Source organism: Desulfovibrio sp. (assembly GCA_016208105.1).
Taxonomy (GTDB): Bacteria; Desulfobacterota; Desulfovibrionia; order Desulfovibrionales; family Desulfovibrionaceae; genus Fundidesulfovibrio.
Genome location: JACQYS010000022.1, coordinates 380861 through 397253, shown reverse-complemented (window position 1 = coordinate 397253; position 16393 = coordinate 380861). Strand labels below are relative to the sequence as shown.

General features: G+C 61.2%; 15 protein-coding genes. 2 read left to right on the top strand and 13 right to left on the bottom strand.

Translation table 11 applies throughout. The annotated features are described in order from the left end of the window. Window positions 1-145 precede the first annotated feature (145 nt). The 10 genes from gap to HY795_14370 all read right to left on the bottom strand — a co-directional run bounded on the left by gap (window position 146) and on the right by HY795_14370 (window position 9032). Window positions 146-1162 (bottom strand): type I glyceraldehyde-3-phosphate dehydrogenase, encoded by a 1017-nt coding sequence (gene gap / locus HY795_14415; protein ID MBI4806424.1) that lies wholly within the window; start codon window positions 1160-1162, stop codon window positions 146-148. Between the two features lie 10 nt (window positions 1163-1172). After that, a complete protein-coding gene (locus HY795_14410; GenBank protein MBI4806423.1) occupies window positions 1173-1739 on the bottom strand; it encodes a GAF domain-containing protein in 567 nt (188 codons plus the stop codon). 306 nt (window positions 1740-2045) lie between these two features. After that, on the bottom strand, window positions 2046-3119 hold the full coding sequence (leuB, locus tag HY795_14405) for a 3-isopropylmalate dehydrogenase (protein ID MBI4806422.1): 1074 nt from the start codon (window positions 3117-3119) through the stop codon (window positions 2046-2048). Window positions 3120-3177: 58 nt separating this feature from the next. Then, complete coding sequence (locus HY795_14400) at window positions 3178-3432, bottom strand: hypothetical protein (protein MBI4806421.1); 255 nt, start codon at window positions 3430-3432, stop codon at window positions 3178-3180. An 84-nt stretch (window positions 3433-3516) separates the two neighbouring features. Beyond that, window positions 3517-4005, bottom strand: coding sequence for a 3-isopropylmalate dehydratase small subunit (locus HY795_14395; protein MBI4806420.1), 489 nt, complete (start codon window positions 4003-4005; stop codon window positions 3517-3519). A 13-nt stretch (window positions 4006-4018) separates the two neighbouring features. Beyond that, entirely contained in the window at window positions 4019-5278 is a 1260-nt protein-coding gene (gene leuC / locus HY795_14390; protein MBI4806419.1) for a 3-isopropylmalate dehydratase large subunit, read from the bottom strand. After that, window positions 5263-6798, bottom strand: a complete 1536-nt coding sequence (locus tag HY795_14385) for a 2-isopropylmalate synthase (GenBank protein ID MBI4806418.1) — start codon at window positions 6796-6798, stop codon at window positions 5263-5265. Before HY795_14385 ends, leuC begins: the two co-directional genes overlap by 16 nt. A gap of 112 nt (window positions 6799-6910) precedes the next feature. Next, window positions 6911-7672 (bottom strand): CDP-diacylglycerol--serine O-phosphatidyltransferase, encoded by a 762-nt coding sequence (pssA, locus tag HY795_14380; GenBank protein MBI4806417.1) that lies wholly within the window; start codon window positions 7670-7672, stop codon window positions 6911-6913. An 84-nt stretch (window positions 7673-7756) separates the two neighbouring features. Next, window positions 7757-8398, bottom strand: coding sequence for a phosphatidylserine decarboxylase family protein (locus HY795_14375; GenBank protein ID MBI4806416.1), 642 nt, complete (start codon window positions 8396-8398; stop codon window positions 7757-7759). Window position 8399: 1 nt separating this feature from the next. Then, entirely contained in the window at window positions 8400-9032 is a 633-nt protein-coding gene (locus HY795_14370; protein ID MBI4806415.1) for an HAD family phosphatase, read from the bottom strand. Window positions 9033-9108: 76 nt separating this feature from the next. On the opposite strand from HY795_14370, the gene HY795_14365 reads away from it, so the two are divergent. Next, complete coding sequence (locus HY795_14365; GenBank protein ID MBI4806414.1) at window positions 9109-10275, top strand: GHKL domain-containing protein; 1167 nt, start codon at window positions 9109-9111, stop codon at window positions 10273-10275. 4 nt (window positions 10276-10279) lie between these two features. Beyond that, complete coding sequence (locus tag HY795_14360; protein MBI4806413.1) at window positions 10280-11293, top strand: DUF523 and DUF1722 domain-containing protein; 1014 nt, start codon at window positions 10280-10282, stop codon at window positions 11291-11293. A gap of 84 nt (window positions 11294-11377) precedes the next feature. On the opposite strand, the gene HY795_14355 is transcribed toward HY795_14360, so the two are convergent. The 3 genes from HY795_14355 to HY795_14345 all read right to left on the bottom strand — a co-directional run bounded on the left by HY795_14355 (window position 11378) and on the right by HY795_14345 (window position 16216). Beyond that, window positions 11378-14104, bottom strand: coding sequence for an insulinase family protein (locus HY795_14355; GenBank protein MBI4806412.1), 2727 nt, complete (start codon window positions 14102-14104; stop codon window positions 11378-11380). 134 nt (window positions 14105-14238) lie between these two features. Further along, window positions 14239-15498 (bottom strand): extracellular solute-binding protein, encoded by a 1260-nt coding sequence (locus HY795_14350; protein ID MBI4806411.1) that lies wholly within the window; start codon window positions 15496-15498, stop codon window positions 14239-14241. Between the two features lie 553 nt (window positions 15499-16051). Beyond that, window positions 16052-16216 (bottom strand): hypothetical protein, encoded by a 165-nt coding sequence (locus tag HY795_14345; GenBank protein MBI4806410.1) that lies wholly within the window; start codon window positions 16214-16216, stop codon window positions 16052-16054. Window positions 16217-16393 lie beyond the last annotated feature (177 nt).

Here is a 16393-nt window from a genome sequence, read left to right as displayed (position 1 = left end):
CGGACTGATCGTGGAGAACCAGAGACAAGGGGCTTTCATTCAAGCCGCCCTTGCGCGGCATCTCGCTCATACGGGCGCCCCCGGCCAACCGAAGGCGCCCGTACGAACAGACGAGAATGCAATACTCATTTGTTGCAGGTTTGGCTTACAGCCCCTTGTCCGCCATGAGCTTGATGAGGTCCGCCACGCGGCAGGAGTAGCCCCACTCGTTGTCGTACCAGGCCACCACCTTTGCCAGGACCCCGTCCTGGACCATGCAGAATTCAGCCTCCACGATGCCCGAGCGAGGATCGCCCTTGAAGTCGGAAGAAACCAGCGGGTCCTCGCTGTAGCCCATGATGCCCTTGAGCGGGCCATCAGCCGCAGCCTTCAGGGTGGAGCGCAGGGTTTCTGTGTCCGTGGGCTTTTCCAGAATGGCCGAGAAGTCCACCACGGAAACCGCCGGGGTGGGCACGCGCAGGGAATAGCCGCTGAAGCGCCCCTTGAGTTCCGGAATCACCAGGGCCACGGCCTTGGCCGCACCCGTGGAGGTGGGAATGATGTTGCAGGCGGCGGCCCTGGCCCGGCGCAGGTCCTTGTGCGGCAAATCCAGAATGCGCTGGTCGTTGGTGTAGGAGTGGATGGTGCACATGGTGCCGCTTTTGATTCCGAAAGCGTTGTGCATCACCAGGGCCACGGGCGCCAGACAGTTGGTGGTGCAGGAGGCGTTGGAAATGATGTTGTGCGCGGCTGGGTCGTAGGCATCGCCGTTCACGCCCAGCACCACGGTGATGTCCTCGTCCTTGGCGGGCGCACTGATGATGACCTTCTTGGCTCCGGCTTCGCGGTGCATGTTGGCCTGGGGCCCGGCGCGGAAAATACCCGTGGATTCCACCACCACGTCCACCCCGGCCGCAGCCCAGGGGATGTTGCGCGGATCACGCTCCTTGGAGTTGGCCACCCGCCAGTCGCCGACCACCATGTCTTCGCCATCCGTGCTCACCCCCACGGACCAATGGCCGTAGTTGGTGTCGTAGGCCAGAAGATGGGCATTGGTGGCGGTGTCGAAGAGATCGTTGACCGCGACCACCTCCGCGATGTCGTGGTGGCGTTCGTACAGAGCCTTGAGGACCTGTCGGCCTATGCGGCCGAACCCGTTGATACCGACTTTAACTTTGTTCATGTCAGCTCCCTCAATCCTCGAAGGTTTGGTACTGGAAAGCGGTCAGCAGTTCGTAGTCGGACTTGAGAGCCTGATGAAGCCTGGCATTCTCAATGGCGATGGCCGAGAGGTTGGCCATGATGATCAGAAACTCCACCTCGGAGTCGCAGAAGGTGCGTTCCGTGCCTGAGTACACGCGCATAACGCCTATTATCTTGTTGTCCTCGATCTTTAAGGGCACCACCAGGATGGAGATGATGCCCTCGGTCTTGGCCGCTTCCTGGTATTGAAAGCGGGGATCGGTGGCCGCGTCCTTCACGTACACGGTCTTGCCCTGCAGGGCCTCCTTATCCAGCTTGCTTTTGGCCACCTCCACCTTGCCCTTGCGCAGATACCCCTTTGAAAGCCCGAAGGATGCTCCGGGAAGAAGGTTGTGCTTGGCCTTGTCCAACAGGCGCAGCGAACAGGCCTTGACCTCGAGGGCCTTTGCCGTTTGTTCCGCGATCTTGTTAAGCAGATCCATGGGTTCCAGACTGGAGTTGATTACCCGTACGGCTTCGTAAAGGCTACGGTAGTAGTTGCGTTCGCAGTCGCTCATTCGTGGCTCTCCTTGGGATTAAGCCAGTGTTGTACCGGTCCGCTTCACACGCGGCCCGAAACGGTCACAGCATGCTTCTGGTTCCAGATGTCCAACCGGGGGGAATTGACGTTTAGCCTCCCGGATGCGCCTTCCGGCTTGCCCTCAGGGTGCTTCAACGCCTGGGGTTAACAGCTTGATAATCCATAACCAATTCTAAAGTAAAATGTTTCCGTTCAAACTGCGTAAAAATATCCTGGCCATACCACCGGACAAAGAAAAAGGGGGCCGCGGGGCCCCCTTCAAATCGCATGCAATCGGCTGTTCTTACAGGCGTTCGGCCACCAGATCGCCCATCTTGACGCAACCAACCAAAGTTTTGCCGGGCTCCATGATGTCGCCGGTGCGGTAGCCTTCCTTGAGGATCATGGACACGGCGTTCTCGATGGCGTCCGCCTCGGCGGCCATGGAGAACTGGTAGCGGATCATCATGGCCACGGACAAAATGGTGGCCAAGGGGTTGGCCTTGTCCTGGCCGGCGATGTCCGGAGCGGAGCCGTGGATCGGCTCGTAGAGTCCCGGCCCGGAAGCGCCCAGTGAAGCCGAGGGCAGCATGCCGATGGACCCGGTGATGACCGCGGCCTCGTCCGAGAGGATGTCGCCGAAAAGGTTCTCGGTGACGATGGTGTCGAACTGGCCGGGGTTGCGCACCAGCTGCATGGCCGCGTTGTCCACGTACATGTGGGAGAGCTCGACGTCCGGATACTCCTTGGACACTTCGATGACCACCTCGCGCCACAGCTGGGACACGTCCAGCACGTTGGCCTTGTCCACGGAGCAGAGCTTCTTGCCGCGCTTGCGGGCGGTCTCGAAGCCTACCTTGGCGATGCGGCGGATTTCGGTCTCGGAATAGATCATGTTGTTGTAGGCCACGCGTTCGCCGCCGCGTACTTCCTGGCCCCTGGGCGTGCCGAAGTAGGCGCCGCCGGTGAGTTCCCGGATGACCATCACGTCAAGACCCTGGCCGATGATGTCCGGACGCAGGCAGCAGGCGGCCTTGAGCTCGGCGAAAAGCTTGGCCGGGCGCAGGTTGGCGAAAAGCCCCAGTTCCTTGCGGATGCCCAGAAGGCCGCGCTCGGGGCGGATGGACTTCTCAATGGTGTCCCACTTGGGGCCGCCCACCGCGCCCAGGAGCACGGCGTCCGCTTTCTTGCAGGCGTCCACCGTGGCTTTGGGCAGAGGGTTGTTTTCGGCGTCAATGGCCGCGCCGCCGATCAAATGATAGCTGGTCTTAAATTCGTGGCCGAACTTCTCCCCGATCTTGGCCAGGGTCTTCTCGGCCTGGACCATTATCTCCGGCCCGATGCCGTCGCCAGGCAGGATGACGATATTCTTGATCATCTTCTTCATCGCTCCTTCACGTCGCTTATAAAAATCTACGCAAACATTCTCAAAAAAACTATGCCTCGTTATCGACAACCATGATGCAGGCAATGTTCGAATACGGAATGAACACACCGGCCAGAGAGATTCCATTGACCATGACGTCTATGATGATGTCATCGTCATCACAGACATAGTCAATCTCGTGAATCAGGGTAATCTCCAGCAGATCGTCATCTTCAATGAACAGTCCAAGATGCTCCGAAATACGATCCTGCATGATCTTGTCTGTTTCCGGCTTGTATTTCCAGCCAACGCGGATCGTTTTCATGGAAGTTTCTCCTGAACCTGCGTTTCACATGCTTGTCAGAAAAAAGGCCACCCTCGCGGGCGGCCTTTGGCTGTCCACTGTCGCTTACTTCTGGCGATCCTTCACGTAATTGACCAAGCCGCCCTTATCCAGAATCTCCTGCATGAAGGCAGGCACCGGAGCGGTCTTGATGGTCTCCTTGCTGGTCAGGTTCTTGATGAGGCCCTTGTCGGCGTCGATCTCGAGCTCGTCGCCGTCGTTTATCTTGGCCGCGTCGTCGCCCACTTCCAGGAGGATGAGCCCCATGTTGAAACTGTTGCGGTAGAAGATGCGGGCGAAGCTGTGGGCCACCACCACCGGGATTCCGGCGCCCAGAATGGCCAGCGGCGCGTGCTCGCGCGAGCTGCCGCAGCCGAAGTTCTCTCCGGCCACGATGATGTCGCCCTTCTTGACCCGTCCCACCCAACCGGCTTCCAGGCCTTCCATGCAGTTCTTGCCCAGTTCCTCGGTGTCCGTGGTCACCAGGAAGCGGGCCGGGATGATGGCGTCCGTATCGATATGAGCGCCGACTTTATGCGCGCGTCCCTTGTACATGATCGTTATCCTCTTACAGCTTGCCCGGATGGCGGATTTCGCCCGCGACAGCCGAAGCGGCGGCCACGGCCGGGTTGGACAGGTACACCTCGCTCTCCAGGGAGCCCATGCGGCCCTTGAAGTTGCGGTTGGTGGTGGCGATGGAACGCTCTCCGGCGGCCAGGATGCCCATGTGGCCTCCCAGGCAGGGGCCGCAGGTGGGCGGGCCCACGATGCACCCGGACTCCATGAAGATTTCCAGCAGGCCTTCCTTGAGCGCCTGCTTCCATATGGTGGGCGTGGCGGGCAGCACGATGCAGCGCACGTGCTTGGCCACCTTTTTGCCCTTGAGCACCTTGGCGGCCTCGCGCATGTCCTCGATCCTGCCGTTGGTGCAGGAGCCGATGATGGACTGGTCGATGCGGATGCCCTTGCACTCGTCCACGGGTTTCACGTTGTCGGGCAGGTGCGGGCAGGCCACGCGGGGGGTGAGTTTGGAGCAGTCGATGACCACCTCGCGCTCGTAGTGGGCGCCCTCGTCGGCGTGGACTTCCTTGTCCCCGGTGCGGCCAGCGGCCTTGGCATAGGCCAGGGCCTTGGCGTCGGCCGGGAAGATGCCCACCTTTCCGCCCGCCTCGATGGCCATGTTGGACATGGACAGGCGCTGCTCGATGGAGAGCTGGTCCACCACGGGGCCGGTGAACTCCAGGGCCTTGTACAGAGCCCCGGACACGCCGATCATGCCGATGAGCTCAAGGATCAGGTCCTTGCCCACCACCCACTCGGGCAGCTTGCCGTCCAGCACCACGCGGATGGTGGGGGGCACCTTGAACCAGGTTTCGCCAAGCACCATGGCTCCGGCGATGTCCGTGGAGCCCATGCCCGTGGCGAAAGCGCCCAGGCCGCCGTAGGTGCAGGTGTGCGAATCCGCTCCGACCACCACGTCGCCAGGGCCCACCAGGCCGATCTCGGGCAGCAGGGCGTGCTCCACGCCGCAGTCGCCGCCTTCGTAATAGTGGGTGACGTTCATGAGCTTGGCGAACTCGCGGACCACCTTCACCTGTTCGGCGGAGTCGATGTCCTTGTTGGGGGTGAAGTGGTCGCAGACCAGGGCGATCTTGTCCTTGTCGAAGACCTTGGTGGCGCCCATCTTGGTGAAGCTCTTGATGGCCAAGGGGGCGGTGATATCATTGGCCAGGACGAGGTCCACCCGGCAGCGGACGATCTGTCCGTCCTGGGTGATGGTCTCGTCCGTGTGGCTCTGCAGGATTTTCTGAGCTAAAGTCTGGCGCATTCCCTCTCTTCCTCCTTTTTGGCCAACCGGTTGAGGGCGTTGACGAAGGCCTTGGCGCTGGCGACGATGACGTCAGCGTCAGAACCACGGCCCACGGACTTGTGTCCGCCCTCCTCCAGACGCACGGTCACCTCGGCCTGGGCGTCGGTGCCGCCGGTGACTGCGTTGACCGCGTACTGCTTGAGCACGGGGCTGCGGCCCGTGAGTTGGCTTATGGTGTTGAACACGGCGTCGATTGGTCCGACGCCGAAACTCGAAAGCTTCTTCTCCTCGCCGTCGATCTCCATGACCAATGCGGCCATGGGCTGCATGGCCAGGTTGCCCGAGAGCACGGTGAGGAACTTGAATTTGTACTTGTCCGGCAGGCGGTAGATCTCTTCCAGAACCAGGGCCTCCACGTCCTCGGAGAAGATGTGCTTCTTCTTGTCGGCCAGGTTCTTCACGGCCTCGGTCATCTGGGTGACCTGCTCCTCGGTGAGGGCAAACCCCAGTTCCTCCAGGCGCGCCTTCACGGCGTTGCGCCCGGAATGCTTGCCGAGCACCATCTCGTTGCCTGCCCGGCCCACGGACTGCGGGGTCATGATCTCGTAGGTCTCGGCGCACTTGAGCACACCGGCCTGGTGTATGCCGGACTCGTGGGCAAAGGCGTTGCCGCCGATGATGGGCTTGTAGGGCGGGATGGGCTGGCCGATGATCATGGAGAGCAGGCGCGAGGAGGGATAGATCTGCTCGCCCTTGATGCCGGTCTCCAGGTTGTAGTAGCAGGCCCTGGTTTTAAGGGCCATGACCACTTCCTCGATGGAGGCGTTGCCGGCGCGCTCGCCGATGCCGCACAAGGTCACCTCGGCCTGGCGGGCTCCTGCGGACAGGGCGGCCAAAGTGTTGGCGGCGGCCAGGCCCAGGTCGTTGTGGCAGTGCACGCTGAAGATGGCCTTCCCCGCGTTGGGCACGGTTTTTATAAGAAACGAGATGAGCTCGTAGAACTCCTGCGGCTGGGCATAGCCCACCGTGTCCGGGATGTTTATGGTGGTGGCCCCGCAGGCGATGGCCTTTTCCACGGCCACGGCCAGAAACGGCCGTTCGGACCGGGAGGCGTCCTCGCAGGAGAACTCTACATTGGGCGTAAGCTTCACCGCGAAGCTCACGGCCTTCTCTATCATGTCCAGGACCTGCTCGGGGGTCTTGTTCAGCTTGTGCTGCATGTGCAGGGGCGAGGTGGCCAGGAAAGTGTGGATGCGCGGATTGCGCGCCTCCTTGATGGCCTCGAAGGCCCTGGTGATGTCGGACTCCAGGGCGCGGCACAGGCCGGCCACCTGGACGTCCTTGACGGTGCGGGCGATGGCCCTGACCGACTGGAAATCACCCTCGCTGGCTGCGGGGAACCCCGCCTCGATCACGTCCACCCCGAGCTTTTCCAGCTGCTGCGCCAGGCGGATTTTCTCCTCCTGGTTCATGGTAGCGCCGGGGGACTGCTCGCCGTCGCGCAGGGTGGTGTCGAAAATGACGACACGCTCTGACATGGTCTTCCTCCGCTTGGAATGGAACAAAGTGGGGGTCAATGACCGGACACGCCTAGTTAGCCGAGACGCTTCCGGTTGACAATTGCCTAAATCGCAAAAAAGAGGGGTGCAGTTATGATGAGAGCTCTTCGGAGGGCTCTCGTAGCGCGGCGCGGCGGGGCAGAATCACATACGTGTAGACGATGCCGGAGAGGATGTATCCGGCAAAGATCACGAATCCAAGCAGCTTGGGCTGGGAAGCCACCAGGACGAAGAACAGTATGGCCGTGACCATCATGGAGAAGGGATGGGCCTTAATGAGCCCATACTCCTTGAAGGACGCGTAGCGCACCCGGCTCACCATCAAGAAGGACAAGACGTACACCATCCCAAGGCAGACCTTGGGCATGTAGGCCTGCCACTGCACGGGCAGGTACTGGGCGAAGAGGTAGAAAGTGGCCACGGTGCACGCCTGGGCTGGAATGGGCAGCCCCAGGAAAAATTTCTTGTTGCTGGATTTGGTGATCACGTTGAAGCGCGCCAGCCTGAGCGCTCCGCAGGCCACCAGCAGAAACGAAGCCATGAGCCCCAGGTGGCCGAACTGGGCCAACTCCCACTGGTAGACCATGATGGCTGGCGAAACGCCGAAGGCCACCAGGTCGCACAGGGAGTCGAACTGCACGCCGAAATCGGAGCTGGTGTTGGTCATGCGGGCCACCTGGCCGTCGAGCCCATCCAGGACGCAGCTGACCAGGATGGCCACGGCGCAGTTCTCGAACTGCCCGGAGATGGCCCAGAGAATACCCAGGAAGCCTGAAAAAAGGCTGCCGGTGGTGATCAGGTTGGGGAGGATGTACACTCCCCGCGCTGGCGGTTTGCGTTCAGGCTTATCCATATAGTGTGTGCAACCGGAATGATCCGGCTGGGCAAATGCTAGTCTATTTCATGTGAAGGTCAAGTGACAAAAGCGTCGGGATCGTCACACGCGTCTGGCGATCACCGTCTGCCCGGCGGCGGTCCTGTCGCCCACGGCAACGGCGGGCTCATACCCGGCAGGCAGGTACACGTCCACGCGCGAGCCGAACTTGATCATGCCGTAGCGCTGGCCGCGGGCCAGCTTGTCGCCCGCTTCGGCCCAGGGGATGATGCGCCGCGCGATGAGCCCGGCGATCTGCACCATGGTCCAGGTGGAACCGCCCTCGTCGGTCAGCTGCACGCCAAGGCGCTCGTTGTCCTCGGAGGCCTTGTCGAAGCTGGCGTTTATGAACTTGCCTTCCCAGTAGCGCATGGCGCTCACCGTGCCCTCCACGCAGGCCCGGTTCACATGGACGTTGAACACGTTCATGAAGATGCACACCACGGTCCGGGTTTCGCCGCTTAGGGGGTCCACGGCCGGGCAGACCTTGATGACCTTGCCGTCCGCCGGGGCCACGGCCAGGCCCGGTTCGCAGGGGGTGAACCGTTCAGGATCGCGGAAAAAATTCACGAGCAAAGCCAGGACCACAAGGCCAAGCACTGCCGGAACCGGCCAGCCGAGCAGCGCGAAGACGAGGGTGGCGGCCCCGGCAAGAATGATGGAAGGCCAGCCTTCGGGCGTCAGCGAAATGTATGGTCTACGCATCTTAATCCTTGTTGGTGAGAGCTATCGGGCACAGCCGCGCCATGTCCGCCTCGAAGCCTTCCCGGTTCGTGTAGAGCACGGCGTGCATGCCAAGGTCGCGGGCGCGCTCCACATTGCCTGGGTTGTCGTCCACGAACAGAGTCCGCTCCGGTGAAAGCTTCAGTTCTTGCAGGGCCAGTGAAAAAAAAGCCGGCTCCTGCTTGGTCATGGCGTGGTCGAAGCTGTTGAACACTTTGTCGAAATGCCTTGAAAAAGCGTGCCTTTCATCGAGAAGCCTGAGCCAGTCGGTCTGGTCCGAAAGGATGGCGGTCACCACGCCGAACTCGCGGAGCCTGTCGGCGAACCGGCGCATGAAGGGCCGCACCACGAAGAGCGACAGAATGTCCTCGCGCCAGCGGTTTTCATCGCCCTCTATGCCGGTGCGTGCCTTGAAGAGCTTCCAGAAGTCGCCCTCAAGGCAGCGGCCGTATACGTAACCGCTGTCCCACACGGCCTCAAGCCCCACCCGCCAGATCTCGCCCGGGTCCCGGCCGGCGGCGCTGGCGATGGCCTTCACGCCAGCGGCGAACCCTTCCTCGGCAACTACTCCGCCGAAATCCAGAAGCGCCGCATCGAACTGACAATTGCGCATCACGCTGTTTCACATTCCTCGGAAATGAAGTAAAGATTGGGCCAGTACCGCTTTCCACTAGCCTTTGCAAGGAGACCACATGGCATTTCTCCCGGTGCCCCAGGACCGCCTGCAGCAGTTCAAGGAACTGCTCGGCCTCTCCACCTCTCAAGATAATCCGCTGGCGAAATGGGCTCCTGTTTTCTTGCCCAAGGCGGCCGAACTGGCGGGCCGCGTCGAGGACTTCGTGCGCTCCAGGCCCCAGCTGCGCATCATCCTGGAGAACCAGCCGGCCGGCAAGCTCAACAAGAACTGGCGCAGCTGGCACACCCTCATATTCACCGCGGGCGTGGGCGAGGACTTCATGAACCACGTCTGGATAAGCGGCCAGGCGCACGTGATCCACAACGTGGACCACCGCTACGTGAACCTGGCCTACAACATCGCCAGGGCCTTCCTGCACCAGACGGCCATGGACAGTTTGGCTCTGGAAGAACAGCCCCTGGCCATCACCTCCATCGACCGGGCCGTGGACTTCTCCCTGCTGGTGGAGACCGACGCCTTCGTGACCTACGCCACCCAATGCGAACTGGAAGTCATCCAGGGGATTTCGCACCAGGTCCGCAATCCCGTTTCCATCATCGGCGGCAGCGCCCGCAGGCTGATGCGCCTGCACCCCGAGGACGACGCCAGCCGGGAAACCGCCGAGGTCATCCTTTCCGAGGCTATCCGGCTGGAGCACATGGCCAAGAACGTGAACGCCTATGTGGACATCACCCAGCATCAGGCGGCCTTCCAGCGCGCGGAGCTCGCCGCGCTCATCGAACGCGCGGCCGCCAAGGTTCAGCCCGCAAGTCCGGTGCCCGCTTCCGCCTTCCAGGTGTTTCTCTCGCCCGAGGCCAAGGTGTTATCAGGCGACCCGACAGAGCTGTGCATCCTCTTCGCCTGCCTTCTGGAAAACGCCTTCCAGTACGCCGACCCGAGCGAACCCAACGTGAACGTCACCTCCATGCCAAGCCCCACCCAGGCCGGCTTCGCAGTTATCACCATCATCAACAACGGGGTGAGCTTCGACCAGGACAAGATGGGCCAGGCATTCAGCCCTTTCCATTCCTCTCAGGCCACGGCCACCGGCTTCGGCCTTCCCATGGCCAGGGTTATCGCCAGCAAGTACTTCGGGAACATCACCCTGGCTCCGCTGGAAGGACACGGCACCCGCTGCGTGGTGACCCTGCCTCTGTACCACGACCTCAAGCATCAGGAATAAAACCATGGACAGCCCCTTACGCATTGGCGTGAGCGCCTGCCTGCTCGGCCAGCCCGTCCGGTTCGACGGAGGCCACAAGCACGACCGATGGATCACCGGCGAACTCGGCAAGCATGTGGAGTTCGTGCCGGTGTGCCCGGAAGTGGAAGCCGGGTTCGGGGTTCCGCGCGAGGCCATGCGTCTTGTCGGAGATCCGGACGCACCCAGGCTTGTCACCGTCCGTTCCGGGCGGGACATGACCGCCCCGATGGAGAGCTGGGCCGCCAGGCGGGCCGAGGAACTGGCCAGGGAAAACCTGTGCGGGTTCATCTTCAAGAGCAAGTCGCCCTCGTCGGGCATGACCCGGGTGAAGGTCTACTCCGAAAAAGGGGGCATGCCCGCGCACAAGGGCGTCGGGCTTTTCGCCAAGGCCTTCATGCGCCGCTTCCCGTCGCTGCCTGTCGAGGAAGACGGCAGGCTGTGCGACGCCAAGCTGCGCGAGAATTTCATCGAACGCATCTTCGTTCTGCGATCCTGGAGAAAGGTGCTGGAGAACTGCCGGGAGAACGCCTCCGCCCCACAAGCCAAGGACGACACTCCGGCCTGTTCCAACGGATCGCGCCCGGCAAAAGCCGTCATGGAGTTCCACGCCCGCCACAAGCTGCTCATCATGGCGCACAGTCCGGGCCACACGAAGCTTCTGGGGCAGCTGGTCGCCCATTCCAAGTCCGCCCCTGTGGGCGAGCTTACGGCCAGGTATGAATCCCTGCTCCTTGAGGCTTTGGCGAAACCGGCCACCGTGGCCCGCAACGTGAACGTGTTGCAGCACATGGCCGGCTACTTCCGCAAACTTGTCAGCCAGGACGAACGCCATGAGCTGGCGGAAGTCATCGAGGCTTACCGGACGGGCCTCACGCCGCTCATCGTGCCCATCACGCTCATAGGCCACCATGTCAGAAAACACGCTGTGGACTATCTGGCCGGCCAGGCCTACTTGAAGCCCCATCCCCTGGAATTAAAGCTCAGGAACTACTTCTGAAGCGGCGCCTCATAAGTACAACGCAAAAAAAGAAAGCCGGAGGGATGTTCCCCCGGCTTTCAATTCTTTCATCCCGCTGGTCGCTTACGGCGCGATCTTCAAGAGATACGCCTTGGACGGATCCAGGTATTTCCCGGCCACTTCGGTGATCTGCGCTCCCGTAAGGATACGGACGCGCGACAATATCTCTCGCTCGAAGTCCAGAGGATAGCCCATGGCCAGGTTCTGGGACGCTTCCTGGCTTCTGCTGCCAAGGCTCTGGCGCTCCTGGTAGTAGTCGCCTTCCAGGGAGCTCTTGGCTCTGTTGATCAAGGCGTCTTCCAGACCCTTCGAGGCCAGTTCGGCGGCCACCCGCTTGAATCCGTCCATTGCCTGGGCCTCCTTGTCCGGGGTGGTGCCTATGTAGAAGGCCAGAAACCCGGTGTTCGGGGACTGCCAGAGAAACGCGGTGACGGAATAGCCCAGGCCCTGCTTGTCGCGAAGGTCCTGGAACAGAAGGCCGCCCTGGCCGGCCAGCGCTGTTTTCAAGACCTCCAGCGCCGGGGTGTCGGAACTGAGCTTGCCCGGCAAGGGGAAAATCCAGAACAGATGGGTCTGGTTCCGTTCGGCAAGGGTCAGGCTCATGTCGTGCTTTGCAGACCAGGCCGGAGCGGGAAACCCCGGAGCGATGGCGGCCGGCCCGGCGGCAAGCTTGGAGGCCAGATCGAGCACGGCCTTGCGATCGAACACGCCGCACACGGCCAGTACCCAGGGCATGGCTCGCTGCTTTTCCCAGAAGGCGCGCGCGTTGCCCGGCGTGAAGGCGGCCACTTCCTCGGGCAGCCCGGCCCGGAAATACCCGTAGGTGCTCCCGGGATACAGGAAGGGAAACAGATGCCTGAAAGCCAGACTGGTGGGGCGGTCGCTGGCTTCGGCTATCTGGGCCAGCTGCATCTTCTTGGCGCGGTCCACCTCGGCCTGGGCAAAGGCGGGTTCGCCGACAACTTCCGCCAGAAGATTCAGGATGTCCTTGGAGAAGCGCTCAGGGTACCTGGCGCTTATGGAGAACGTGTCCCGGCTGGAAGATGCCGCTATAGAGGAAGCCCGGTCCTCCAGATAGGCGTTCAGTGCCGGTGCGCTCCGCTTTTGTGTGGACCGGGTGAGGGCCTTGGCCGTCAGTTCGCCCAGCCCTTGCTGTTCGGGAGTGAGGAGCCCATCGCCCCCCCTGTAGGTAAGGTTCACCGAAGCGTACGGCATGGTCGGGTCCGCCAGGAGCACCACGGTGCGCCCGCCTCCCAGGTCCACCACTTCGGGGGTCTGGGACGCTCCCCCGGCTTGCTTGGCGGCCTGGGCCACGGCCGGCTGTGGCCAGCCGCCCTTGAGTTCGGCCAGCATCGTTTCCGCGGCGGCGTCCGCGCCGGCCTGGTCGACTCCCGGCATGAGCAGGGACAGGCTCGCGTTGCCGGGCTTCAGATACGCATCCAGAAGCCCCTGGAGCTCCGCGGCGTCCGTGTGGCGAACGTTGTAGAGAGCATTGGCTTCGCCTTCCAGGCCGAAGCCGAAGAACTGATAGTAGGCCAGTTTGGTGGCCAGGCCACGCAGCGTTTCCTTGGCCCGGAAAAGCTGGTCCTCGATGTTCAACTTGGACCGCTCCAACTCCTCGGGGCCGAAGGTCTTGGCAGTAAGCCCGGCCAGTTCCTTGACCAGCGCCCCCCAGAAGGCCTGGACCTTGTCCTGGTCGAGCGTGGCCTCGATGCTGAACATGCCGCCGCGTTCAAGCGTGATGGCGGAGACGTCCAGGCTGTCGGCCAGCTGCTCTTCGTACACGAACTTGCGATAGAGCGTGGACGTTTTGCCGCCGCCCAAGAGGTCGGAGAGGACTTCCAGGGGGACGTCCTTGGCCGAGTGCATGCCCGGGACAGCGAAGTCCAAACGCAGGTAGCACTTGTTCCAGTTGCCTCCTGCCGCCTTGGCCGAAGGACCGGCCGTGTTCGCCGGCAGGTCCTGGATGTCCGGGGGAATCACCGGGCGGTCGTTACTCAGCCCCCCGAAAACGGCCACCGCTTCCTTGTAGACGTCCTGCGCGTTCACGTCGCCCACAACCACCAGAAGCATGGACTGGGGCTGATAGAGGCGCTTGATGTACGCCCGCATGTCTTCAGGTGTGACAGCGTTCACGGTTTCCCGGAAACCGATGATCGGGTGTTTGTAAGGTATAGAATGCCACACCTGCCCCTGGCTCATCTGGAACAGGCGTTGCCCCGGCTCGTCCTGGCCCCGCTCCAGTTCGGAGATGACGACTTTCTTCTCCTGCTCGAGTTCGGCCGGGTCGAACTTCGCCCCGAAGATCATATCCTGGAGCACGTCCAGGCCGAGCTTCCAGCTGGCGCTGGGCAGATCGGCCATATACTGCGTGTAGTCGAAACTGGTGGCGGCGTTGGTGTCGCCGCCGGCGCTTTCGATGGCGCTGGCCACTCCGCCCTTGGGGCGCTTGGCCGTGCTGTTGAACACCATGTGCTCCAGAAGGTGGCTTATGCCCTCCTGCCCCTTGGCTTCGTACGCGGACCCCGCCCTGACGTAGAGGCGTTCGGCCACCAATGGGAAACGTTTGTCTTCCAGCACCAGCACCGTAAGGCCGTTGGGAAGCTTGGCCAGAAGACGCCCGTCCTTTACCGGAATCCCATCCTGCTTCGCCTGGCTTTGCTGGACACCGGCAGGGGCGTTGGCGGCCGTTTCCGTGCGCGGCGGCCCTTGCTGAACCCGGACATGGTAGAGGTAGCCCGCAACGAGAGCGGCGGCCAAGAGGATGTATCCAAACAACTTACGCGTCATGATTCCAACCTTATGTTTTGGACATACCACACGATTCCCGCGCGAAATGGCGGGCCGGGCGTCCTGTCTAATTAGTCATCCTTTTCGATCAGGCTAGGGCGTGGGAGGAAAAACCATGCGAGCGGTCATACGCCTCACTGGGATGTCCGGATAAACAGGCTCTCCATCTTCTTCTGGGTGGACGCGAGAATCTGTTCCATCTGGTCGGGCTGGCGCATGAAGGCCGCGAAAGAACCCAGCCCTATGTCGGCCGCCTGGGGCGGGGTGGCCAGATCGTAATTGAACGCCCAGTTCGGTGTTTCCTGGACACAGAGCAATATCCTCTGTCTGAGACCGCTGTAGAACGTCCGGGGGACCTGCACATTGGGAGCAAGCGCTCCCGAGCCCCTGCTCATCTCCATCTGCGGTTGTGCTCCCGAAAAGAAGGACAAGGCCTTTTTGCTGGCCACGGCGCCGTCCGCTCTGGATGCGACAAACACGTCAATCGGCCCAAGCGCGGTTGGCGGCACTCCCTTCTCAATCTCCGGAAACGGGAAGAAATCAAAACCGGTCTCCTCGTCCCATTTGAGCTGCCCGGTGTAGAGCCCGATGATCCAGGTGCCCATGAGCGTCATGGCCGCCTTCCCGTCGCGGACCTGGGCGGCGGCTCCGGCCCAATCGGTCTTCTCCGGTGCCGCATTGAAATATCCATGTTGCAGGAGATCACGCCACAACGTGAAAGCCCTTTGAACCTGCGGATCTGTGAACGAGGCCTGCCCGTTCACCAGCGCTTGGCGGTAGGCGGGGCCCGCGGTGCGCAGCAAGAGATAGTCAAACCAGAATTGCGCGGGCCACAATTCGCGAGAGCCGATAGCCACAGGGGTGATTCCTGCCAGTTTTATGCGGGCGCAAACCTCGAGAAAGTCCTTCCAGTTTGCCGGGACTTTCAACCCCAAGGCTTCGAAGATGCTTTTGTTATAGAAAAATCCCACCACGTGTTGCGTCACGGGCACGGCGTATTTGTGCCCGTTATACGTGCAGGCTTCGGCGACCGAAGGTGAAAACCGCGAGTCGAGTCCGGAGGCGGACCAGACGTCGTCTAAGTTTTCCAAATAGCCGGAATCCACCAGGGACTGAACCCGGGCACCCGCCCAATACGAAAAGACGTCAGGAGCCTTGCCGCTGTGCAGCATCCCTTTGATGCCCACCTTGAAGGACTCGTGCTCCATCCCTGAAGCCGATACTTTGTCAGCGGGATTCTGCTGGTTGTAGGCGGCTACCAAGGCATCTATGCCGCCACTCATGGCACCGGTCCAATAGTGAACCAGGCTCACCGGGGCTGCTGGTTCCACGGCCTCACCGCGACCGGGCCCGAGAACAAAAAACACGGCGAACAAGAAGGGGAGAACCGCCACGCCGCGTGCAAAAAACCGCCCGATCCCGGCACTCCTCATCGCCACCTCACATTCATAAGACATGTACCACCCTTGCCAGTACCCCGATAAACCCTAGTGACCGCAGTGGCGCATACGGACCGGCGAGAAATACCGGCCAGCCGTACCAGCTGGGTTTCTCTTCCAGCTGGCAATCTAACACAGCAAAACGGGAATGCAAGCGAAAGACTCCCGCATCATACGTTCGGCAGGTGCTCGCCGCACACAACTTTCAGCCCCCCCTTTCGCTGCGCGGCCTCTAAAAAACTTTCTTATCTTCGTATCTTGATTTTTCCCATTGCATCATCTACCCATTCGATAGAGAATCAGTTTATACAGTACACTTTTACTTCGCCACATTTATCGTACCATGAAGAACAGAAGGCCTTCCGTCCCCCTCATAATAAATCTCAGCCTCATTGCTGTGACGACAGCAGTTCTTGTAACTTTTGGATTTGTCGATTTCACACAACAGCGCGACAAAAGGTTCCAAGACCTTCAAACAGACCTCGCGACCATAACGGAGCAGCTTGGTTCAAGCCTTGCGCTGCCATTCTGGAACTTTCAAGACGATCAAGCCATAAAGATCGTCGAGAACGCCATGCGGGACAAGTATGTCGCGGCGATAGTCGCCAGAGATACCATTACGCAACGTGTTGTTGTCGCAAGAATGCGAACGGCTGACGGCACTCTGGAACATGCTGAATTACCCTTTGCCACAGATGACTTGATACACAGACAGGGAAACATCACTTTTAATTCTCGCGATATCGGCCTTGTCGATGTCTATGTCACCCCACAATACGTCCGTCTTGCCCTTAAAGAGACATTGTTTCGTCTGGTGTTAAGCATTGCGCTGGTCAACGCGATAATGGTC